Annotated in this window: 17 protein-coding genes; 10 read left to right on the top strand and 7 right to left on the bottom strand. The window is 46.2% G+C overall.

Features of this window, described 5'->3' with window-relative positions; genetic code table 11:
* Positions 1–15: 15 nt before the first annotated feature.
* From H595_RS0113210 to H595_RS24145, 3 genes are all read right to left on the bottom strand, one after another.
* Positions 16–2,046 (bottom strand): DUF3857 domain-containing transglutaminase family protein, encoded by a 2,031-nt coding sequence (locus tag H595_RS0113210; RefSeq protein WP_027671639.1) that lies wholly within the window; start codon positions 2,044–2,046, stop codon positions 16–18.
* Complete coding sequence (locus H595_RS0113205) at positions 2,043–5,027, bottom strand: tetratricopeptide repeat protein (RefSeq protein WP_027671638.1); 2,985 nt, start codon at positions 5,025–5,027, stop codon at positions 2,043–2,045. Before H595_RS0113205 ends, H595_RS0113210 begins: the two co-directional genes overlap by 4 nt.
* Before the next feature lie 173 nt (positions 5,028–5,200).
* Positions 5,201–5,377 carry a DUF6435 family protein gene (locus tag H595_RS24145; RefSeq protein WP_156885983.1) on the bottom strand — a complete coding sequence of 59 codons (177 nt, stop codon included), beginning with the start codon at positions 5,375–5,377 and terminating at the stop codon, positions 5,201–5,203.
* 433 nt (positions 5,378–5,810) lie between these two features.
* On the opposite strand from H595_RS24145, the gene H595_RS0113190 reads away from it, so the two are divergent.
* The 7 genes from H595_RS0113190 to H595_RS0113160 all read left to right on the top strand — a co-directional run bounded on the left by H595_RS0113190 (position 5,811) and on the right by H595_RS0113160 (position 13,021).
* Entirely contained in the window at positions 5,811–7,394 is a 1,584-nt protein-coding gene (locus H595_RS0113190; RefSeq protein ID WP_027671637.1) for an anthranilate synthase component 1, read from the top strand.
* A gap of 3 nt (positions 7,395–7,397) precedes the next feature.
* Positions 7,398–7,982, top strand: coding sequence for an aminodeoxychorismate/anthranilate synthase component II (locus tag H595_RS0113185; protein WP_027671636.1), 585 nt, complete (start codon positions 7,398–7,400; stop codon positions 7,980–7,982).
* Between the two features lie 2 nt (positions 7,983–7,984).
* On the top strand, positions 7,985–9,022 hold the full coding sequence (gene trpD / locus H595_RS0113180; RefSeq protein WP_027671635.1) for an anthranilate phosphoribosyltransferase: 1,038 nt from the start codon (positions 7,985–7,987) through the stop codon (positions 9,020–9,022).
* The gene (gene trpCF / locus H595_RS0113175; protein ID WP_084153593.1) at positions 9,015–10,406 is read left to right on the top strand and encodes a bifunctional indole-3-glycerol-phosphate synthase TrpC/phosphoribosylanthranilate isomerase TrpF; all 1,392 of its coding nucleotides are present in this window, start codon (positions 9,015–9,017) and stop codon (positions 10,404–10,406) included. Before trpD ends, trpCF begins: the two co-directional genes overlap by 8 nt.
* Positions 10,399–11,589, top strand: a complete 1,191-nt coding sequence (gene trpB / locus H595_RS0113170; RefSeq protein ID WP_027671633.1) for a tryptophan synthase subunit beta — start codon at positions 10,399–10,401, stop codon at positions 11,587–11,589. Before trpCF ends, trpB begins: the two co-directional genes overlap by 8 nt.
* Complete coding sequence (gene trpA / locus H595_RS0113165) at positions 11,586–12,386, top strand: tryptophan synthase subunit alpha (RefSeq protein WP_027671632.1); 801 nt, start codon at positions 11,586–11,588, stop codon at positions 12,384–12,386. The genes trpB and trpA overlap by 4 nt, the downstream gene beginning before the upstream one ends.
* A 140-nt stretch (positions 12,387–12,526) precedes the next feature.
* The gene (locus tag H595_RS0113160; RefSeq protein ID WP_027671631.1) at positions 12,527–13,021 is read left to right on the top strand and encodes an FKBP-type peptidyl-prolyl cis-trans isomerase; all 495 of its coding nucleotides are present in this window, start codon (positions 12,527–12,529) and stop codon (positions 13,019–13,021) included.
* 48 nt (positions 13,022–13,069) lie between these two features.
* On the opposite strand, the gene H595_RS0113155 is transcribed toward H595_RS0113160, so the two are convergent.
* Positions 13,070–14,173 (bottom strand): PQQ-dependent sugar dehydrogenase, encoded by a 1,104-nt coding sequence (locus H595_RS0113155; protein WP_027671630.1) that lies wholly within the window; start codon positions 14,171–14,173, stop codon positions 13,070–13,072.
* Complete coding sequence (locus H595_RS22325) at positions 14,166–14,612, bottom strand: hypothetical protein (RefSeq protein WP_051219888.1); 447 nt, start codon at positions 14,610–14,612, stop codon at positions 14,166–14,168. Before H595_RS22325 ends, H595_RS0113155 begins: the two co-directional genes overlap by 8 nt.
* A 191-nt stretch (positions 14,613–14,803) precedes the next feature.
* On the opposite strand from H595_RS22325, the gene hemH reads away from it, so the two are divergent.
* Both hemH and H595_RS0113140 read left to right on the top strand, forming a co-directional pair.
* The gene (gene hemH / locus H595_RS0113145) at positions 14,804–15,892 is read left to right on the top strand and encodes a ferrochelatase (RefSeq protein WP_027671629.1); all 1,089 of its coding nucleotides are present in this window, start codon (positions 14,804–14,806) and stop codon (positions 15,890–15,892) included.
* Positions 15,893–15,897: 5 nt separating this feature from the next.
* Complete coding sequence (locus tag H595_RS0113140; RefSeq protein WP_027671628.1) at positions 15,898–18,969, top strand: transglycosylase domain-containing protein; 3,072 nt, start codon at positions 15,898–15,900, stop codon at positions 18,967–18,969.
* Here H595_RS0113140 and H595_RS0113135 read toward each other — a convergent pair.
* Positions 18,966–19,955 carry a GGDEF domain-containing protein gene (locus H595_RS0113135; protein WP_027671627.1) on the bottom strand — a complete coding sequence of 330 codons (990 nt, stop codon included), beginning with the start codon at positions 19,953–19,955 and terminating at the stop codon, positions 18,966–18,968. The genes H595_RS0113140 and H595_RS0113135 overlap by 4 nt on opposite strands.
* 104 nt (positions 19,956–20,059) lie before the next feature.
* Positions 20,060–20,650: an HAD family hydrolase gene (locus tag H595_RS0113130; RefSeq protein ID WP_037054775.1), complete on the bottom strand. Its 591-nt coding sequence runs from the start codon at positions 20,648–20,650 to the stop codon at positions 20,060–20,062.
* Positions 20,651–20,808: 158 nt separating this feature from the next.
* On the opposite strand from H595_RS0113130, the gene H595_RS0113125 reads away from it, so the two are divergent.
* Positions 20,809–21,222 carry a YccF domain-containing protein gene (locus tag H595_RS0113125; protein WP_027671625.1) on the top strand — a complete coding sequence of 138 codons (414 nt, stop codon included), beginning with the start codon at positions 20,809–20,811 and terminating at the stop codon, positions 21,220–21,222.
* The last annotated feature ends 17 nt before the right edge of the window (positions 21,223–21,239 follow it).

Genomic DNA, 21,239 nt, shown 5'->3' with positions numbered 1-21,239 from the left:
AGAGATCGACGAGCGTTACACTTTATTTAGCAGTTTCTGAAAACGTTGACGTAATTGCTGCTCTTTGCTGTCAGGTGATTTACTACTATCACTTATCGATACAGAAAAATATATCGATTCAAGCAGCTTTTTAAGCGCACGAATATGCTGGTCAATCTGGTTACTGCTAACGTGATCTTTCTTACTTTGATAATGATGTGTTACCGATATCTTTGTTGGCTGCAATGCCACAGAGCGACTGTAGATCATAGCATCAGCTTCAATTGTCAGTGGCTGTTCGTCTAATTGCCAGTGAACAATCTCAGGTAGCTGAAAACTGACAATGTGCTGTGCTATGACATCTTGCTCCAGGGCTAATGGCATTTTACGCTTAACCCTGTCAGGCAGCTCTGCAAACGACAATAATGATTCAGCATACAGAGGTAACTCTATTTTATTTTGTTCATTGTCCCAAAAATTACTAATACTGAAACTCGCCGTGACTAGCATACTGTTACGTTCGCGATCATCTTTAATAGTAAGCCCGGTCATTAACTCAGCACCTGGAAACTGCCGCTGATAATAATTTTGCAGATGTTTTTCGTAATCTTGTTGCCCCATGCGCTGCAATGCCGAGCGATAATACTCAGCATTGTCACCCTGAAACTCAAAAACAGTCTGTAAGGTCACATTGCCATCATAATTACTAGCGCTAAAATGCTCCTCTGTACGCTCGCTGTTTTTGCGTAACACAGGTTCAGGAATAATAGTAAGGTCAGTCGTAGTTGGTTTAACCAACAGCGCTCGCGAAAAGTATTGTTCGCCGGCGGCTTCCAGTGGTCCAAATTGTTGGCTGCGAGTACCATCAACCCAATAAGCCGTGCCATTTAGAGTGAAATAAGTAATTACATGATCAAAAGCGCCTGGTGCTGGCAGATGGTTTGCCAAGTCGGTACCAAGATAACTGGATACCAGCGCAGGATAAGCATCAATGCCTGCACGTCTTAGCAACGTTATCATCAAATTTGTTTTATCTTTACAGTCACCATATTTTCGTTCAAACACTTCATCTGCGGAATAAGGTTTATGAGTGTTACTGCCTATTTCGATACCAAAATACCTAATCTGGTTCTGTACAAAGTGTATTACTTTCTCGACATATTCTTGTTTTGAATGGCTTTCAAGCTGCCACTTCTGCTCCAACGCCAACAGCGCTTCGTTGGCCAGTGGTACTGAATCGTAAAGCGGTAAAGCCCAGTTAACGACATCCTGCCAGTTTGAAAATTCAGACACTTCTATATAAGCATACGGCGAATACCAACCTGGGTATTGTCCTTCATCATCTAATGCAGGCACCCCAGTTTGCTGCCAGGTATATTCGACAAGTTCATGCTGCTGCCTTTTATCAACTGTGTTATCTGAATTGTTTACCCGAATATTTAAAGGCCTAGCTGCATCCGTCAATACGCGTACATATGCCTGCGCCACCGCAACACTCCATTGCGTTGAAAAAGACGCAAAATATTTCGTTCCATAAATCGGGTTTGTGCCATTAATGGTGTAAGCATATTCAATCTGATCACCAACTTGCACATCACTTAACAAAATCATTGCAGCAACCAGACCATTATATATGTTGCGCTCACTCTCTTGCTCTGGTTGCACCAACCTGATATCCGCCGTAGCCGTGACATCCCGTAATTTGCCATCCCGAACAACCCGAATATAATGCAAATCAAGAGTTTGGAATTCTGGTGAAAAATAGATGTCAAAACTTGAAACCTGCTCCAGGCCTTGTTTAGTGTTGGCACTCACAGCACTATGACGGTATCGTTTAAAATCGGCATTTCGTAATGTCAGCTGCTCATCATTCAAAAGATAACTCACCGCACCTTGTTTAATACTATTACTAACGTCAGATGGAATCTGATGTGCGATAACCCAATCAGGTACTTTTGAAATCTGATATTTAAAGCCTTCTGTTAGATGCTCTGAGGCATCTGCCGCTGTAGCATGATGACCACAGCATAGTATTAACAACATAAAGCAGTTCAGATATTTTTTCATGCTGCCACGTTTCCTAATGCTGTTACACCTGCTGCGAGATAAGATTTTGCTTTTTCATTACCCTTTTTTGCAGCTTGTCTTAAATAAGATCGACCCAATTGCGGGTCCGCTTCAACACCAATACCTTCAACCAAATTCACCCCCCACTGATACATCGCAACAGCTAGACCTTGCTCAGCAGCTTGCTTGTACCACACGTTGGCTTGTTCAATATTTGCCACCACACCATCGCCTAATCTGTACATTTCAGCTGTACGGAACATACCGTCAATCAACCCTTGCTCTGCAGCGAATTTGGCATAATTAAACGCTACAATACTATCCTGTGGCACGCCAGTACCTGTTTCGTAAAGTTCGCTGAGGTTAAATGCAGCGTGACTGCTGTTTAGATTGAAAGCCTTTTGATAGAGAGTGATTGCTTTGCCAATATCGACCTCAACACTCTGACCATAACGGTACATTTCAGCTAGATTATTTATAGCCCCAGCATTTTGCTGTTGATGGCCTTTTTCGTAGTATTGCCGTGCAAGGTCAAGGTATTTTATACCGTTAACTCCAAAATAATAAAAATGACCAAGGTAGGTATTTACGTCAATATCTTGCGCCACAGCCATGCGTGTAAGTACGTCAATAACAGGCTGGGAATCAGCAGCAACTTGATATTGAGTTAATAACATATTGACCAGTTCATTCTGTGCAAGTCTCTGACCATTGATCACCGCATGTTCATAAAAGTTAAGCGCTTTGGAATAGCTCTGTGGACGCCCCTCACCTTTCTCAAAACATTTCGCCAATGGCCGATACGCATCATCATAGTGCTGTGTTACAGCACGTTCATAATAATCACAGGAGAGGCGTAAATCTTTGGTTACAACATCACCATTGCCATAAAGGATGGCAAGATTCATACTCGCCAAACCAATGCCTGCCAAACTAGCTTCTTCATATAATTGAAGTGCTTTTTTGATGCTCTGCTGTACCACGGTTCCGTTTAAGTAGAACGTGGCAAGATTGTTCATGCCCACGCCATCTTTCCGCTCAGCAGCCAACTGGTATAAGTCGGCGGCTTTATTTAAGTCTTTATCAACTAACTCGCCCATTTCATACAGATAACCTAAGTTTGCTGGTGCGGTGGCATCGCCCAAATCAATTGCTTTCTGATACGCTTCAACCGCAAGGTTGACATTTATGTTAACAAGCTCGCCATGTTGATACATCCAGCCTAATGCGTTGTAAGCACTGATCGAATCGCTTTCACCAGCACGTTTGAACCAATATTCTGCTTGCGGGCCATTTTTAGCTACGTTGCGGCCTAAAACAGCTAAACCATACTGACACTCTATTGCTTTGTTGGTATTACCATCATTAGCGAGAATACCTGACCAATAGAGCTGTTCAATTTTTTCGTAATCGGTCGACTTCAACCGAAATTGGTACAAGTTGCCAAGAAGGCAATACGCTTCCCCCAACCCCATATTTATCGACTGCTCTAACATTTCTTTCGCTTTATCTATACTTAAGTCGACAATTTCACCATCGCGGTAGTAAAACGCTAAATTGCGTAACGCTACAGCACTGCCGGCTGCCGCTGCTTGTTGATAGCTGCTTAGCGCTTTATTTTTATTGATATCTGTTCCAAACTCCCCGCTTGACGCCAACCAACCACTGTCGAGTAGTGCATCGGCATACCCCGCGCCAGCTGCCTGTTGTAGCAAAGATAGGCCAAGGGCAATATTTTTTGTTACGCCAAATTTGCCACGTAGTTTAATCCAGGCCATATCAAACTGGGCGGCAGCGTAATTTAGGTCGACCAGGAGATTTGTAACATTTAAGTACTTTGTTTGATGCAGCGCTTCGCCTGCTTGCATCAAAGTAGTTGCGGCTTGATGTATCGCCTGTAACTGGGTATCTGTTGGAGTGTCACCTAAGAAACGACCAATTTGCGCTAAGTAGTCATCAGATAACAATAGAAATTCAAATAGATACTGGTAGTGTACCAGTAACTGGCTTTCATCGCCGGTTTCCAGCAACAGCGCCTTGCTGTCATTGGCAGCTGAAGCGTGTTCGTCTTGAAGCAATAACCATTGTGCTAGCACAGCACTCACCGCCGCATGACCATTTTGATGAGCGCTTAGCAGTGTTGGCAAAATTGTCTCAAGGCCAGCTTTGTCGCCTTGCATCAGAAAAATTTCTGCTTGTAGGGCAAGCCTTAATCCATCGCCTTGCCCGACAGAGGCTAATGTATTATTAGCTTCTGCAAACTTTTTCTGCTCCATAAAATAACGCGACTGCGAATAGAGCGCCGCGTCAAATTTTTGATCGATGTATAACGATAAAATCTGATTGAGGATAGTGCGGTTGCTAATTTTTTTAATGTCATTTTCTGCAACCGATTTAAACAAGCTAAAATTAGATAGATAGCGAAATGATTGCTCGCCTGTTTGCTGATCCTTACACAGCACGCGGTATAGGAAAGTGTCGTTATCGATAAGTATTTCAATATTAATAATGTCGAGGCCGGCCAACGGCAACATTACATAGGCTTCATTTAACTCTCTTATTATGATGGGATGCTCGGCACTAACTCCATCTCCTTCAAGCAGCATCGCCTGTAATATACCTGATAAATCAGACATATACTTTTCAGCTAAAGCTTGCTGCCCTAATTGCTCAGCACAGGCAAACTTAAAGTAGTTTGCCACCAGGCTACTCTTGTTGTACTGCAACATTTGTGAAACAGGTTCGTTGTACTGCTCACTGCAGATATCATCGCTGGTTGCACTTTCAAGGCGCTTATTGGCATTGACATAGTTAAGTTGGGACGTCAGATCTGATGCGTGGCGGAATAGAAAAATCTCACGAGCCCAAATGGTATCGGTACTCATTTTGGAAAACGCTGCACTCTGATCAACTAACATTTTTACAGCGATTTGATTAACTTGCTTTACGTTTTTCGCACTACGATTATCTGAATTTGACACACAACTTGTGCAAAGCGTCACACAGATTAGCAACAGATACCTCAAAGTAATTCCCTTTATTCTGCCAACATTAAAAACAGTAAATTACCTATTTTTACCATTAACAGGAAGCAGAAAATTAAAAAAATTAACATGATGCTGATAAGCATTTGACTCGCTTATCTCTGAAGTACTTAAGTTGTTGATTGTTCTAGTTGCTGTATCTGCTGCCAGATTTGCTCACTTTCAGCGGTTAAATCTGCATAAAGCCGCATATCGCCATTACGTTGGGCATGCATGGCTTGCTCAAGTTTTTGATCATAGGCTTTCCGAAGTTTTTTTATCGGATTTGTTTTTAACCAGCCAAACATAGTTACCTCAGATATTTTCCATAATGTTGTCTATACGAATAACGTGCCAACCCAGTTCACCGTAACGGCAAGTTACTGAACAGGATGTCGTTAAGCATCTCATAGCGAACTCTCTGGCCATATAGCCGCTTATACGTTTTTAATTCTGTGTTATAACAAATAAGCACTTGACGCCTACCACTGTTTTGCGGTTTTATGTGTGGCACAAATATTAAGGTAACCAAAGCTAATGCAATTTATCACAACCCTAAACCTGACTAACTGGTGGTGGCACATTCCTAACGGGCGTGTGTAGGCGTTGTATTAGCTTTAATTACCGAAGCCCGTTTCCACAAGAAGCGGGCTTTTTTTATGTGCCTGCAAAATTGTGCAAACCGGCTGAATAAAAAACATTGTTAAGTTATACAGTTGAATTACAAGGATAAACTAAAGCATGATTTTTAGTCATATCACCGATACGCCAGGCGAAGTTGCCAGCATTGCCATGCAATTGCAGTATCAAAGCGATGCACTGGCCTGCTATCAGACCCTGACAGCACAAAGCCCGTATTCATTGCTGTTAGAGTCTGCTGAGATAGACAGCAAAGACAATTTAAAAAGTTTGTTACTCATTGATGCCGCGCTGCGCATAGAGTGTAATGACCAAACCGTAGTTATTAGCGCAGTCAGTAATAACGGCGCCGTGTTATTGCCTTATCTGGCTGAAAAATTACGCCGCGATGCCATTGTTGAGCAACAGCAGCAACAACTAACGCTGACATACCAGCGCCCAGCGTTATTACTGGAAGAAAACGCCCGGCTTAATGCTCCTAACGCCTTTAGTGTGTTACGCACACTACAACACGAACTGCAATGCCATGGCGATGAACCATTCGGGGTATTTTTAGGTGGTGTTATCGGTTATGACATGGTGGCTTGCGTTGAACAGCTACCCGAAGTACCAGCAGCAGAGAACCAATGCCCGGATTATGTGTTTTATCTGGCCGAAACCTTATTGGTGCTGGATCATCAAACCGGCCAAAGCCGCCTTGTTGGTAATGTATTTTGTGGCGAACATGCGCCAGCTAACTGCTTTGTTATTGGAAAGCGGCTGGAACAACTTAAACAATTGCTGCAAGCAGCTCCCACTAACACACCGGCTCCCGCGCCAATAACTACCCAAGTTGAGGTCGATATCAGTGATGCTGACTTTATTCAGCAGGTTGAAAAGCTAAAACAAAACATTGTCGCCGGCGATATTTTTCAGGTGGTACCATCTCGCTGTTTTCGTCTACCCTGCCCTGATCCATTAGCCGCCTATGCGCGTTTAAAGCAGCAAAATCCCAGCCCTTACATGTTTTACTTAAAAGATACGGCCTTTACGTTATTTGGTGCCTCGCCAGAGTCAGCATTAAAATTTGATGCCCAAAGCCGCCAGGTTGAAATTTATCCAATAGCCGGCACACGCCGTCGCGGCTTTAAAGCCGATGGCAGCATAGACCGCGATCTGGATAGCCGTATTGAACTGGAGCTGCGCCAGGATGAAAAAGAAAAGGCTGAGCATCTAATGTTGGTTGATTTAGCCCGTAACGACGTAGCGAGGATCAGTGTTCCCGGCAGCCGTTATGTAAAAGAGCTACTTAAAGTAGACCGCTATTCTTACGTAATGCACTTAGTTTCGCGCGTGGTTGGCACACTAAAACCTGGGCTGGATGCGCTGCATGCCTATCAAGCCTGTATGAACATGGGCACATTAGTGGGTGCGCCTAAAGTAAAAGCAGCAGAGCTTATTCGCGGTGTTGAAGGTAAACGTCGCGGCAGTTATGGCGGTGCTGTAGGTTATTTGTCAGGAAACGGTGATTTTGACAGCTGTATTGTTATTCGCTCTGCTTATATTACAAATGACACCGCCTATATTCAGGCTGGGGCCGGTGTCGTGTTTGACTCCGTCGCGCAAGCTGAAGCTGATGAAACGCGAAGCAAAGCACAGGCCGTAATAAACGCCATTTTGTCATCACACACACCGGTTAAGGGGTAAACTATGGCCGTTATTTACTTGCTTGATAACATAGACTCCTTCACCTACAACCTGGTGGATGAATTTGCCCAACTGGGCTATGCGGTTAAATTGTATCGTAACACCGTACCGGCAGATTACATTTGCCAACAAATGCAAGCCGAAACCGAACCCGTGTTGTTGGTATTATCCCCAGGCCCCGGCAGTCCGGCTTCAGCCGGCTCTATGCCAGCATTAGTGAAACTGTGCGAAGGCAAGTTTCCCATTTTAGGTATCTGCCTGGGACATCAAGCCATAGTAGAGCACTTTGGTGGTGTAGTGGGTCGCGCAGGAGAAACGGTGCACGGTAAAACCTCAGCCATTAGGCTACAAGAACATCCCGTTTTTACTGGCTTACCTAACCCCTTTTTAGTCGCGCGTTATCATTCCCTGATGGCAACCGAAATGCCCAATGTGTTGCAGGTACTGGCCAGTGAGCGCCATATTCCTATGGCAGTGATAAACGAAGATAAACGAATGTTGGGTTACCAGTTTCACCCGGAGTCTATTTTAACCACTTTGGGTAAACCGCTGTTAAAACAAAGCATTGAATATTTACTACGAGGCTGATTATGACCAATACACTATTAGCAACGGTACAACATAGCTTAAATGGCAAGCCGCTGAGTTTTGCTCAGGCTGAGCAGTTTTTTACTGCAGTAGTAAAAGGTGATGTTGAACCAGTGCACCTGACGGCGCTGTTGGTAGCACTTAAAATGCGCGGCGAAACGGCCGATGAAATTGCCGGTGCAGCCAGTGCATTACGTGCAGCAGCAACCGACTTCCCGCAACACTTTGTCGATAGCATCGACTGCTGCGGAACCGGCGGCGATGGCAGCAATACCATCAACATTTCCAGTACCGCAGCCATTGTTGGCGCCGCTATGGGCTTAAAGGTAATAAAGCACGGTAACCGCAGTGTATCCTCTCGCTCTGGTTCTGCAGATTTACTTGAACAGTTAGGGGTGAATATTCAGATGTCACCAACACAAGCCGCAAGTGCGCTGGAGCAAAGCAACTGTAGCTTTTTATTTGCCCCCATGTACCATGCCGGTATTAAACATGCGATGCCAGTACGTAACGCATTGAAAAGTCGTACCTTATTTAACTTACTTGGCCCCCTGGTAAACCCGGCTGCGCCGGATTATCAACTGCTGGGTGTGTATGACCCAAAGCTATGTCGTGTTATGGCACAGGCTCTTAAGCAACTGGGGGTAAAACGCGCCTGGGTAGTGCATGGCAGTGGTTGTGACGAAGTGGCTTTGCATGGCACCACCTATGTATGTGAGCTTAAGGATGGCGAACTAACCGAATTTAGCCTGACGCCCGATGATTTTGGTGTTGCGGTTACACCACTTGCCGCCCTTGCTGGCGGAGAGCCTGCCGAAAACGCAGCCGCAACTCTGGCTATTTTGCAAGGCGAAGGACAAAGCGCACACAATGCGGCTGTGGCCATAAACGTGGCCGCGATGATTAAAATTGCCGGCATGGGCGATGATCTCAAAATAAATACCCAAGCCGTGCTGGAATTATTAAGCACCAATAAAGCCTTTACTACCTTGGCAAAGTTTAAAGCGGTAAGCCAACTTAAGGAGCCTGAGCATGGCTGAGTCAATGCCAAATGTACTGGCAAACATTGTCGCTTATAAACGCGAAGAAGTTGCGGCACTCAAGCAAGCAAAGCCGCTGGACGGGTTTGTTGCAGACGTTGGCCCCAGCCAGCGCGATTTTTTAGCCGCACTTAAACAAACCGGTCCGCGGTTTATTTTAGAATGTAAAAAAGCCTCGCCGTCAAAAGGGCTTATTCGCAGCGACTTTAACTTACAGCAACTAGCCGAAGTATACGGCGAATACGCCGACTGCATATCGGTACTCACTGATGAAAAGTTCTTTCAAGGCCGCTATGACTACCTGCGAACCATGCGCACCCTGGTAGATAAACCCCTACTGCATAAAGACTTTATTATCGACAGCTACCAGATTTACTTAGGCCGCCACTGTGGTGCCGACGCGGTACTGCTTATGCTGTCAGTACTTAGTGATGACGAATATCGTCAGCTGGCAGCTACTGCGGCAGAGCTGAATATGACAATATTGACCGAAGTGAGTAACGAAGAAGAAACTCTGCGGGCAGTAGCTCTTAACGCTGAACTGATTGGCATTAATAACCGCGACTTACGTGATTTAAGCACCAACTTAGACACCAGTTTTACGCTGGCCAAACTGATCCCCAACGGCATAACAGTAGTATCAGAATCAGGCATTTACACAGAACAACAAGTACGACACTTATCACAAGTGGCCGATGCGTTTTTAGTTGGCAGCTCGTTAATGGCACAAACAGATTTAGCAACGGCCACCCGTAAACTGGTGTTGGGCGAGCATAAAGTTTGTGGGCTAACCCGGCCAGAAGACGCTGCCGCGGCTTTTGCTGCAGGCGCCTGTTATGGCGGTTTAATTTTTTATCCACCGTCACCACGCCATGTTAACCCGCAGCAAGCGTCTGCAGTGCAACAAGGTGCCCCTTTGCAGTACGTAGGGGTATTTGTTAATGCGCAGATTGAGGATGTCGCTACGCTGGCGCATCAACTACAACTTGCCGCAGTACAACTACACGGTGACGAGTCTGACGACTATTTGCAACGCTTAAAGCCAATGCTGCCGCCAACATGCCAAATATGGAAAGCATATAGGGTAAAAGACAGCTTGCCAGAATTTACCTTGCTAGCTGATCGCATTTTACTGGATGCCCATCATCCAACCCAGCACGGCGGCAGTGGCCTAAGCTTTGACTGGCAACTGCTAACACAGCAACACAGTGAGCAACCCATTATGCTGGCCGGTGGCCTTAACAGCGATAACTGCAGCGCTGCGCTTAAATTGCCGGTGGCGGCACTCGATTTCAATTCAGGGCTGGAAAGTGCGCCAGGCATCAAAGATGCGGCAAAAATCCAGTCAGCCTTTACACAGATCCGGGAGTTTCACTATGAGTGAGCTAAAACTTAATCCTTATTTTGGCCAGTATGGAGGTATGTTTGTGCCGCAATTACTGGTACCAGCGTTAAAACAGCTGGAGCAAGCTTATGTCGACGCACTGGAAGATCCTGCGTTTCATGCCGAGTTTCAGCAATTACTTACCGAGTACGCTGGCCGGCCAACCCCCCTAACACTGTGCCGCAATATTTCGCCCAATCCGTTAGTGAAAATTTACCTAAAACGTGAAGACTTACTGCACGGCGGTGCGCATAAAACCAATCAGGTTTTAGGCCAGGCTTTGCTAACCAAACGGATGGGTAAAAAAGAAGTCATTGCTGAAACCGGTGCTGGCCAACATGGTGTGGCTACCGCCTTAGCTTGCGCACTACTTGGCTTAAAGTGCCGAATCTATATGGGTGCTAAAGACATCGAACGTCAGCAACCCAATGTATTTCGGATGAAACTGATGGGTGCCACCGTCATTCCCGTCACCAGCGGCAGCGGCACATTAAAAGATGCGGTAAACGAAGCCATGCGTGACTGGTCAGCAAGTTACGATACCACGCATTACATGCTTGGCACCGCGGCAGGCCCGCACCCGTTCCCCACCATAGTACGCGACTTTCAAAAAATGATTGGTGAAGAAGCCAAGCAACAAATTCTAAAAGCCGAGGGCAAATTGCCAGACGCGGTCATTGCCTGTGTTGGTGGCGGTTCAAACGCCATCGGTATCTTTGCCGATTTCATCCCAGATGAGCAGGTAAAACTAATTGGTGTAGAGCCTGGCGGCAAGGGTATTGAAACCCATCACCACGGTGCAGCACTCTCTACCGGCAGTTATGGTATTTTGCATGGCGCGTACACCGCGATTATGCAAACCACAGATGGCCAAATTGAAGAGTCGTATTCAATTTCAGCTGGTTTAGACTACCCGGCTGTAGGCCCGCAACACACCCATTTGCAGCAAATTGGTCGCGCGCAGTATGTGGCTATCAATGACGATGAGGCCTTAGCTGCATTTCAAGAGCTGGCCAAAGCCGAAGGCATTATCCCTGCGCTGGAAAGCTCACACGCTCTGGCTTATGCGCTTAAACTAGCCGCACAGGCAACAGAACCCACCGTGCTGTTAGTAAATCTGTCCGGCCGCGGTGACAAAGACTTAGCCCACGTGCACAGCGTATTAGCAGGAGGCAGCCTATGAAACGTTATAAGCAAATGTTTAGCCGTTTACAAAGCGAGCAGCGCGGTGCCTTTGTGCCTTTCGTCACCATTGGCGACCCAACGCCTGAGTTGTCATTTGAGATTATTAAAACCCTGATAGACGCCGGTGCCGATGCGCTGGAGTTGGGTATCGCCTTTTCAGATCCGATAGCAGATGGCCCGACGATTCAGGGCGCTAATATCCGCGCGTTAGCGGCCGGCGTAACGCCAGCCATCAGCTTTGATGTGATCAGTAAAATTCGTGCTTATCACCCCACTATCCCTATTGGGTTATTGCTTTACTCCAACCTGGTCATGGCGCGTGGTATTGATCATTTTTATGCTCAAGCGGCGCAAGCTGGCGTAGATTCGGTATTAATTGCCGATGTACCGCTGCATGAAAGCAAACTGTTTCGCCAAAGTGCCATTAAGCACGACATTGCGCCAATTTACATCGTGCCACCAAATGTCGATGACGATGACCTGCGCGAAATTGCCTCTTATGGCCGCGGTTACACATATCTGCTAAGCCGGGCCGGTGTAACGGGCGCTGAGACGGTCGCCGCAATGCCTACCAGTGAACTGATTGCCCGCATTCGTAGCTATAATCCGGCGCCACCGCTGTTGGGTTTTGGTATTTCAACACCAGCACATGTAAAAGACGCCATACAAAGCGGAGCTGCAGGGGCAATCTCGGGCTCAGCCATTGTGAAGCTGATTGAACAATATCAAGCAGAACCCACTGTTATGCTGGCACAACTGAAGCAGTTTGTTAGTAACATGAAAGCCGCTACCTGATATAGCACAAGGCCATACAGGTTTTAGGACAGGCAAATACCGACGCCACAGCATGCTGTGGCGTGTTTTTTTCTAAAGCTGTCGATTTTTCTGTCATCACACCGGATAATAGCCACTTTAAGCTAAGCGGACTTATTTTTATGCAAATTAGCGACAACAGCGTAGTACAGTTTCACTACACCCTAACTGATGTCAGCAACGGTACAGCCACCGAGCTTGAAAGCTCAAATGGCAGTCATCCATTGCTGTATCTGCACGGCCACGAGCAAATGCTGCCAGCACTGGAGCAGGCGTTAACCGGCAAAGCTGCCGGAGATAAGCTAGACATTACGTTAACGCCGGCGCAAGCCTATGGCGAGCGTGACGAAAATGCGATTCAAAGCATGCAGGTTAAACACCTGATGGGCGCTAAAAAATGGCAGCCAGGTATGACTGCCGTAGTGCAAACAGAACAAGGTCAACGTCAGGTGACTATTGTTAAAGTTGGCATGTTTAAAGCTGACGTAGACACAAACCACCCGCTGGCGGGCAAAACACTGCAGTTTGCTATTGAAATACTGTCAGTACGTGAAGCCAGCGCTGAAGAAGTGGCTCACGGCCATGCGCACGGTGAAGGCGGTCATCACCACCATTAATCGCCACATGTTACCGGCAACAAAACACCGGCCGCTAAGCGTTTCCCATTAGCTTGCCGGTGTCACTTTTATCAGCTGCCCTGCAGCACTGTCAGTTAACAAGTATAACGCCCCGTCTGGCCCAGTGCGTATATCGCGAATACGCTGTTTAAGTTCAGTAAACATTACCTGTTCGCTTATCACCTTTTGGTTATCTATTTCAAGCCGGTGCACGTTTTTTGCGGCCAGCGCCGCGACAAAAATATTGCCCTGCCACGCTGGAAATAATGTGCCGCGATATAACGTCATGCCTGCAGGCGCAATAGACGGTGTCCAGCCCCAAATGGCTTGTTGCATGCCCGTAAACGTAGTGAATGGTGAAACACGGGCGCCAGTATAATCAATACCGTTAGTTGCTACCGGCCAGCCATAGTTTGTGCCTGGTGTAATAATATTTAATTCGTCTCCACCGCGCGGGCCATGCTCATGGCTATAAAGTGTCTGCGTGGGGGCATCATAAAAAATACCCTGCACGTTGCGATGGCCCAGACTGAATATTTCTGCAGCATAGCCTTTCTGGCCAACAAAAGGATTATCTTGCGGTACCGTGCCATCGCTATTTAACCGCACCGTTTTCCCCAAATGATTTGCCGGATTTTGTGCTTGCTCTCGATAATCAAAGCCATCACCCAAGGTAAGTACCAGACTGTTATCAGGCAAAAAAGCGATACGCCCACCAAAGTGAGCCGCGCCACTTTTAAGCGGCTGCGCCTGAAAAATACGTGTAATGTTAGTCAGCCCGTTGTCAGTGAGCACAGCACTTGCCAGGCAGGTGTTGTTGGCGTCTAAGGTGCCACAAGCATAACTGAGTATAATTTTAGCGCTTTGGTCAAAATCAGGCGTTAACATCACATCCTGCAAACCGGCCTGCGATACCAGCAACAGTTCCGGCAATTCCGGCCGAATAGTAAAGCGCACACTGCCCTCTGCCGTTAACCGCTTAAGTGCGCCGCTGCGCTCAGTAAGCAACATATCGCCGTCTGGTAAAAAAGCCAGTGCCCAGGGGTGATTCAGGTTGTCAGCCAATATCTTAAACTGATAAGACGGTGAAACAGCAGCCATTGCAACAGATTGCATTAGCACCGCAGCCAAAAATAACGATACTTTAACCATTTGCTGGCCTCCGCTTAAACAACCACAGGTAAAGTGCCATACCGGCACTGCTACACAACATCATGCTTAACAGACCCGCAGCACTGCGCGTAGCTGCAATTAAGGTTGGCATAGGCACCAAGGTGTTTATGATCAGCACCATGGCATATAGCAACGCAGCGCCCAGTAAACATGCTAAAAAGTAGCCACGAGATAGTGGCAACATATGCAGTAGAATTGAGGCAAATAACAGATTAATCAGCGCTATAGGTGCATAGGTTAAACTAAAGTGCGTTAAGTCGAACCACATCGTAGCTACGATATCAGCGATAGGTATGTTTCCGCTAAGCGCCGCTATGGCGGCTAAATTAAAACAGCTTTGTGTAATGCTCGCCAATACGGTCACCAGTAAAACGGCCGGCAAAAGATACTTAAGCCGGTGCCATCGCACAACTATCATAGTGTGTCTCCTAATCAACAGGTTGTTTTAGGCTACCTTGCCCACGCAACAGCAACAAGATTATTTTTTCTCCGGCTTACTTATACACGGCATAAGCTGCTAAGATCGGCTCAGGCCTTTAATCAAGTAAACTGGACACGTCAAACAGGCGTAATGTCAGTTCCGTCAATAGAAAGAGCAGCCGTCCCGTTATGCGTTATATCAACACTCCCAACTTCGACCATAAACAAAGTGATAAAATTGGTATTTTGTTAACCAACCTGGGCACGCCGGACGCGCCAACGCCAAAAGCGCTCAAACGCTATTTAAAACAGTTTTTATCTGACCCCCGCGTGGTAGAAATACCGCGTGTGCTGTGGTGGCTAATTTTAAATGGCATTATTTTGCGTATCCGGCCTCGCCGCTCAGCAAAGGCCTATGCCACAGTATTTACCGAGCAAGGTTCGCCACTATTGTTTCACACCCAGGCGCAAACCGATGCAATACGAACCCAATTGCAGCAAGATGGAGTTGAAAATCTGGTTGTCGACTTTGCAATGCGTTATGGCAACCCCAGTTTTGATAGTGTGCTGAATAACATGTTTAAACAAGGTGTGCGTAAATTACTGGTATTGCCATTGTATCCGCAGTATTGCGCGTCAACATCAGGCTCTAGCTTTGACGAGCTGGCGAAAAACTTTATACAACGTCGCTGGCTGCCCGACTTAAGGTTTATCTCACACTATCCGGATTATGCCCCTTTTATTACGGCTGCTGCCGACAAAATCCGTCAATACTGGCAACAACATGGGCAGGCAGACAAATTGATTTTGTCTTATCACGGTATTCCAAAACGTTATTTACTTAATGGCGACCCCTATCACTGTGAATGCTATAAAACGTCGCGTTTAATTGCTGAACAGTTAGGGCTGAATAAAGATCAATACATGACAACCTTTCAATCGCGCTTTGGCCGCGAGGAATGGTTAAAACCTTACACTGACGAAACGCTAAAATCCCTGCCCGCCCAAGGGGTAAAAAGTGTGCAGATTTTTTGTCCTGGTTTTGCCGCAGACTGTCTTGAAACCATTGAAGAAATTGGTGAAGAAAACAAAGAGTACTTTTTGCACGCTGGAGGCGAGCGCTATGATTATATCAGCGCGCTTAATGCTGAACCGCAGCATATCAATGCATTGTGCCAGTTAATTAAAGACAACTTACAGCACTGGCAAACCAATAACAGCACTGATCGTGCGCAACTTGCTAGCTTACTACAACGCGAAAAACAGGAAACAACCTAACACATATGGGTGCCTCACAAAGCAATCAGCCTCGCACTGAACCAACCTTAAATGCCAAGCCGCTTCTACAACGGATGACGTTTGAAAATGTTCGTGAGGCGCCCTACAAAGCACCTGCTCAACCGCCTGTGCGCTACCTGCCATGGTTATTGGTACTGGCTGTTCTTTTGTTAGCATTAGCCGTTTACCAGGAAAGCCGAAATCATTTTTATCAATCCACTTTTTGGCATTGGTATGCCGGCAAGCTAACTTACACGTTGCAAGATGGGGCTGCAACACAGGTCAGCTTCCCCACTGCAGGACCATTTGATCAACGCTTTGGCTATACGCACCTACCACATTGGAGCACTAAGCTGCAGCAGTCAGGCTTTCAGATAAAGTCACAAAGCCAGTTTTCCGAACCACTAATGAGTTATGCCAATTTCGGCTTTCATCCGCCCAACCCGGAAAAAAACAGTGCTGGCTTGCTAATTCAAGGATGCCAACAGCAACCGATATACCAAAGTGTGGCGCCTGCCATGCAGTTCACATCATTGCAAAGTGTTGCACCGTTGATTGTAAATAGTTTGCTGATGGTTGAAGACCGAACATTGTTAACACCAGAACATGTGCGTGCCAACCCGGTATTAAATTTACCGCGTTTAGGCGCAGCTGTTTGGTCACAGCTGCAACGTGCTGCAGGCATTCCTGCGGCTGCAGCGGGTGGCAGCACTCTGGCAACTCAGTTAGAAAAATACCGCCATAGCTCGCAAGGCTTTACATCGGACATCACGGATAAATTTCGACAACTGGTGTCAGCAAGTGTACGAACCTATCAATCGGGAGTAGACACTCAACAGAGCCGGCAAAAAATTGTACTGGACTACATTAATACGGTGCCCTTAGCTGCAACAGCTGCCTATGGTGAAGTCAATGGTATGGGCGAAGGCCTTTATGCTTGGTTCGGTGCTAACCCTACACGTGTAAACACCCTACTAAAACAAGGACCGCCTTACACCGCAGAGCAGGGTTTAGCCTTAAAACAAGTTATGGCGTTAATTATCGCGCAGCGGCGCCCTTCATATTACCTGGTGCAGGGTCAAGACGATCTGGCTCAATTGAGTAACCGACATCTAAACCTACTGCAGCAGCAAGGGCTAGCATCAGCCGAACTGGTTACTTTGGCAACAAAACAAACGTTAACCTTTAGTTCTATTGCTGCGCCGCCTGCCGTGTCTGCTGAATACTTTAAAGCCAGTACCATGGTTCGCAGCCGCTTAAGCAATTTACTTGATCAAAGTCTATACCAGTTAGACCGATTAGACTTAACCAGCCACACTACCATCCATAACCAATTGCAACGCGATATAAGCCAGCATCTGCGCCAACTTTCACAACAGGCCGGCGCGGAACAAGCCGGTTTATTTGCTGATCGCCTGCTGCAAATTGGGCAGCAAAGTAAAGTGCGTTACAGCTTTACCCTTTACCAAAACACCCCTCATGGCAACAAGGTTAGGGTGCAAACAGACAACACTGATCAACCCTTTGATATGAATGACTCCAGCAAACTCGAGCTTGGATCTACTGCCAAACTACGTGTACTCGTAAGCTATCTGGAAATTGTGGCAGAGTTGCATCGTTTGTATGCTGAAGAAGACACCGAGACACTGCAGTTTGTTAACATTGCGCCACAGGACAATTTAACCAGCTGGGTAATCAACTTCCTGACAGAACAGCCAAACGCCACGCTAGCAACGATGTTGCAAGCTGCTCTCACTCGCCGATACAGCGCAGATCCAAAAGAAAGCTTCTATACCGGGGGTGGTCTGCACACATTTAACAATTTCCGGCAAGAAGAAAACCGACTTAACCCAACGATTGCTGAAGCGCTGCAGCAATCGGTCAATTTACCCTTTGTGCGCTTACTACAAGACATCGTCAACTACAGCATCTATCACGGAGAAAACAGCAGCTATCAGCTGATGGTTGATGACGACAATCCTCGTCGTGATCAATACTTACGTCGGTTTGCTGATAGGGAAGGCACTACTTTTTTGCGCCGCTTCTGGCAAAAATATAAAGATAAAACAGCTGAACAGCGCTTACAAATGTACATAGCTAGTAGCCGTCAGACCCCTGAACGCTTGGCCGTAGCCTACTTATATATCAACCCTAACGCATCCCAAGCCCAGTTTATTCAGGCGATGCAACAACAGTTCAACCAACCACAAGCTGAACAAACCGAATGGCTAAAACTGTACAATAAATACCAACCAGACAACTTCAATTTGCCAGACAGAGCGTATTTATCTCGAAGCCACCCGCTTGAGTTGTGGTTACTGGCTTATTTGCAGCAAACACCGGATGCAGCATTGCCTCAAGCTATCGCACAAAGCAGCAACGTGCGTCAAGAAGTGTATCAATGGCTATTTAAAACCCGTTTTAGAAGCGCGCGTGACAACCGCATTCGTAATATGCTAGAAATTGAAGCCTTTTGGGATTTACATCAACGTTGGCAAAGGCTTGGCTATCCGTTCGATTATTTAGTTCCTTCATTAGCAACCGCGCTGGGCAGTTCTGGTGACAGGCCTGCAGCATTAGCCGAACTGATTGGTATTATCATAAACAATGGCATTCGCTTACCCAATATCAGGATTGACCAGCTACAGTTTGCCAAAGATACCCCATACCAAACTGACTTTGACCGGCCACGGCCCCAACCAATACAGGTAATGGACCCTGAAGTCGCCATGGCGGTAAAGACGGCGCTTGAGCAAGTGGTAAATGTCGGCACAGGGCGTCGTTTACGTACAGCTTATACTGATACAAACCTGGTAATGGGGGGTAAAACAGGCACCGGAGATAACCGGCTGGTTCAACTAAACGCTAAAGGCCAACATGTCAGTTCAAAAGCATTAAATCGCACTGCTACCTTTGCTTTTTATATAGGATACCGCCATTTTGGGGTGTTAACCGCTTACGTACCGGATGCCGATGCTGAAAACTTCAGTTTTACGTCTGCACTACCATTGCAGGTGATGAACAGTATGGCGCCCATTTTACAACCCTATATAAATAACGAGACGTGGTGTAACTAAGCCATCACAACCTGATTACGCCCCTGATGTTTGGCCTGATACAGCGCCATATCAGCGCGATGTAACCAAGCTTCCCAGTCTTCGTTAGCCTGTAACATTGTCGCACCTATCGATGTTGTAATGTGCACACCGTCCGGCAACACAATTTTACGTTCTACACCAGCGCGAAGCTTTTCGGCAAAACGCTCAAAATTAGCCGGTGCTATATTTGCTATCAGCACGACAAATTCCTCGCCGCCAAACCGAAATACCTGATCCTTTAATCGCATCATTGACTGCAGCACCTGCACCAACTCTGTCAGCGTTTTATCGCCAACTTTATGGCCGTGTTTATCATTCACTTGTTTAAAATGGTCTAAATCGAGCAAAATCAAACCACACTGCTTGCCAGTTTTAGCAAATTCGTCAATAGCAACGGCTAGCTGGTCATTTAACGTTCGACGGTTCAAAGCACCGGTTAAACTGTCCGTTGTTGCTAAGCGCTCTAGCTCTTGACGTTGTACCTGAGCACGATAGGCAAAAATAAAAGAGAAAATACTGGTAATTGTCGTTGTAACAAAAAATGCCATCATCTGAAATGTGCTGGCAAATATTAAATCAGGCAACACACTGCCAATTAAAAACAGCCCCGACAACATTAATAGCAACAATAGAAAAGCACGAATGGGTGACACCAGAAAGAAAACAAACACTAAAAAGGGATATACCCAGAACACGCCATCTGAACCGAGCTTAATACAAACCAGAAATGCGCCTGCACAAAACACCAGAGCCAGAAATAAACCCGGTTTCACTGTATCACCAGTGCGCCATGCCATACGTGTAGCAATAACCGCGCTGAGTACCATTAACATATCGGCGACACCGACAATGTAACTACCGGTATACAAACGGTAGACACCGTATGGCGTCACGCAAAGGACAATAATGGCCCCAACCAGCGTTAACATCGCCAGATGAAAATCACTTTTAAGACGAGCTAACACTAATACGTCCCCTGCTAAACGGTTAATTATTTTAATTAATATATAAGCATCCTAGCCGAAACGCTGCACTTCAAAACAAAAAAGTGTCTTAACGCGTGTTATGGCTAAAATTGCGCCCTAAGCATTTCACGCAATTCATCAAAATGCTGGAAAGACCAGCTTGCCTGTGCAGCAAAATGCGTATTATGCTCATTTAGGTACAAACAAGACCGCATACCCGCATTCGCGGCGGTTTGTAAATCAAACAAATAATCGCCTACATAAACCATATTTTCAACCGGCAGCGCAAACTGAGCAGAAAGATGCAATAACCCTTGCGGATCAGGTTTAGCGGCGCAGTCTTCACGCGTTAGCACATGTTGAATTGGAATTTGTAAGCGAGCAATTGTGAGCTGTGTCGCTAAACGCATATTGCGTGTCAAAATAGCCAGCGGTATGCCAGCAGAACTCAGCTCAGTTAAACATTCAAGGGCGCCTGGCATCCAGGTTGCGTTTTGCGCACCGTACATTTCATGTCGAAAAATTATTTGTGACACCCGCTGATGCTCATGACTATCGCCAATTAGGGCTAATTGCTCTAGTAACGCTGTGCCACGAGGCCAACCGATATCATCACAAATACGGCCAAAGTCTAACGCAGAGTCTACTAAGGTGCCATCAAGATCAAATACTACCGCTTTTATGCCATCTAACACCTGACAAGTCCTCTCATTAATTAGTGTTTTACGCTACACATTAGTTAAACATGCCATTAAGGGGCGTTCAAATAAAAATATCTAGTTGTTTTATATAGCATTTAAAGTTGGCATGGGCTCTGCTTTATGTCAGATAGACTAACATAAGGAAAAATAGCATGAGTGTATTTCGACTTATCTTTAATATACTGTGGTTTGTGCTGGGTGGTTTTGTTATGGGATTATTATGGTGGCTGGCTGGCATACTTTGCTTTGTCAGTATTATTGGTATCCCTTTTGGTCGTAGCTGCTTCGTCATCGGTGAAATGGCATTTTGGCCCTTTGGCCAAGATGCCATCAACAGACGGTATGTCAATCGTTTCGACGACATCGGCACGGGAACCGTTGGCACACTGGGAAACATTATCTGGTTTTTACTGGTAGGGATCTGGTTGGCATTAGGCCACATTGGCTATGCTATTGCTTGTTTCATTAGTATTATTGGTATTCCTTTCGGTATTCAACATCTGAAACTAGCACTACTTACTCTGGCGCCCATAGGTAAAACAGTAGTGCCACGACATGCCATATAACCAAGAGATATAAAGGG

This window comes from Rheinheimera baltica DSM 14885 (genome assembly GCF_000425345.1).
Classification (GTDB): domain Bacteria; phylum Pseudomonadota; class Gammaproteobacteria; order Enterobacterales; family Alteromonadaceae; genus Alishewanella; species Alishewanella baltica.
The sequence above is the reverse complement of the archived record's forward strand: the minus strand, read 5'-3'. Positions and strand labels throughout refer to the sequence as shown.

Excerpts from the sequence above, each read along its gene's own strand:
- H595_RS0113210 (WP_027671639.1), bottom strand. The coding sequence starts at position 2,046 with ATGAAAAAATATCTGAACTGCTTTATGTTGTTAATACTATGCTGTGGT.
- H595_RS24145 (WP_156885983.1), bottom strand. The coding sequence starts at position 5,377 with ATGTTTGGCTGGTTAAAAACAAATCCGATAAAAAAACTTCGGAAAGCC.
- H595_RS0113190 (WP_027671637.1), top strand. The coding sequence starts at position 5,811 with ATGATTTTTAGTCATATCACCGATACGCCAGGCGAAGTTGCCAGCATT.
- H595_RS0113185 (WP_027671636.1), top strand. The coding sequence starts at position 7,398 with ATGGCCGTTATTTACTTGCTTGATAACATAGACTCCTTCACCTACAAC.
- trpD (WP_027671635.1), top strand. The coding sequence starts at position 7,985 with ATGACCAATACACTATTAGCAACGGTACAACATAGCTTAAATGGCAAG.
- trpCF (WP_084153593.1), top strand. The coding sequence starts at position 9,015 with ATGGCTGAGTCAATGCCAAATGTACTGGCAAACATTGTCGCTTATAAA.
- trpB (WP_027671633.1), top strand. The coding sequence starts at position 10,399 with ATGAGTGAGCTAAAACTTAATCCTTATTTTGGCCAGTATGGAGGTATG.
- trpA (WP_027671632.1), top strand. The coding sequence starts at position 11,586 with ATGAAACGTTATAAGCAAATGTTTAGCCGTTTACAAAGCGAGCAGCGC.
- H595_RS0113160 (WP_027671631.1), top strand. The coding sequence starts at position 12,527 with ATGCAAATTAGCGACAACAGCGTAGTACAGTTTCACTACACCCTAACT.
- H595_RS0113155 (WP_027671630.1), bottom strand. The coding sequence starts at position 14,173 with ATGGTTAAAGTATCGTTATTTTTGGCTGCGGTGCTAATGCAATCTGTT.
- H595_RS22325 (WP_051219888.1), bottom strand. The coding sequence starts at position 14,612 with ATGATAGTTGTGCGATGGCACCGGCTTAAGTATCTTTTGCCGGCCGTT.
- hemH (WP_027671629.1), top strand. The coding sequence starts at position 14,804 with ATGCGTTATATCAACACTCCCAACTTCGACCATAAACAAAGTGATAAA.
- H595_RS0113140 (WP_027671628.1), top strand. The coding sequence starts at position 15,898 with ATGGGTGCCTCACAAAGCAATCAGCCTCGCACTGAACCAACCTTAAAT.
- H595_RS0113125 (WP_027671625.1), top strand. The coding sequence starts at position 20,809 with ATGAGTGTATTTCGACTTATCTTTAATATACTGTGGTTTGTGCTGGGT.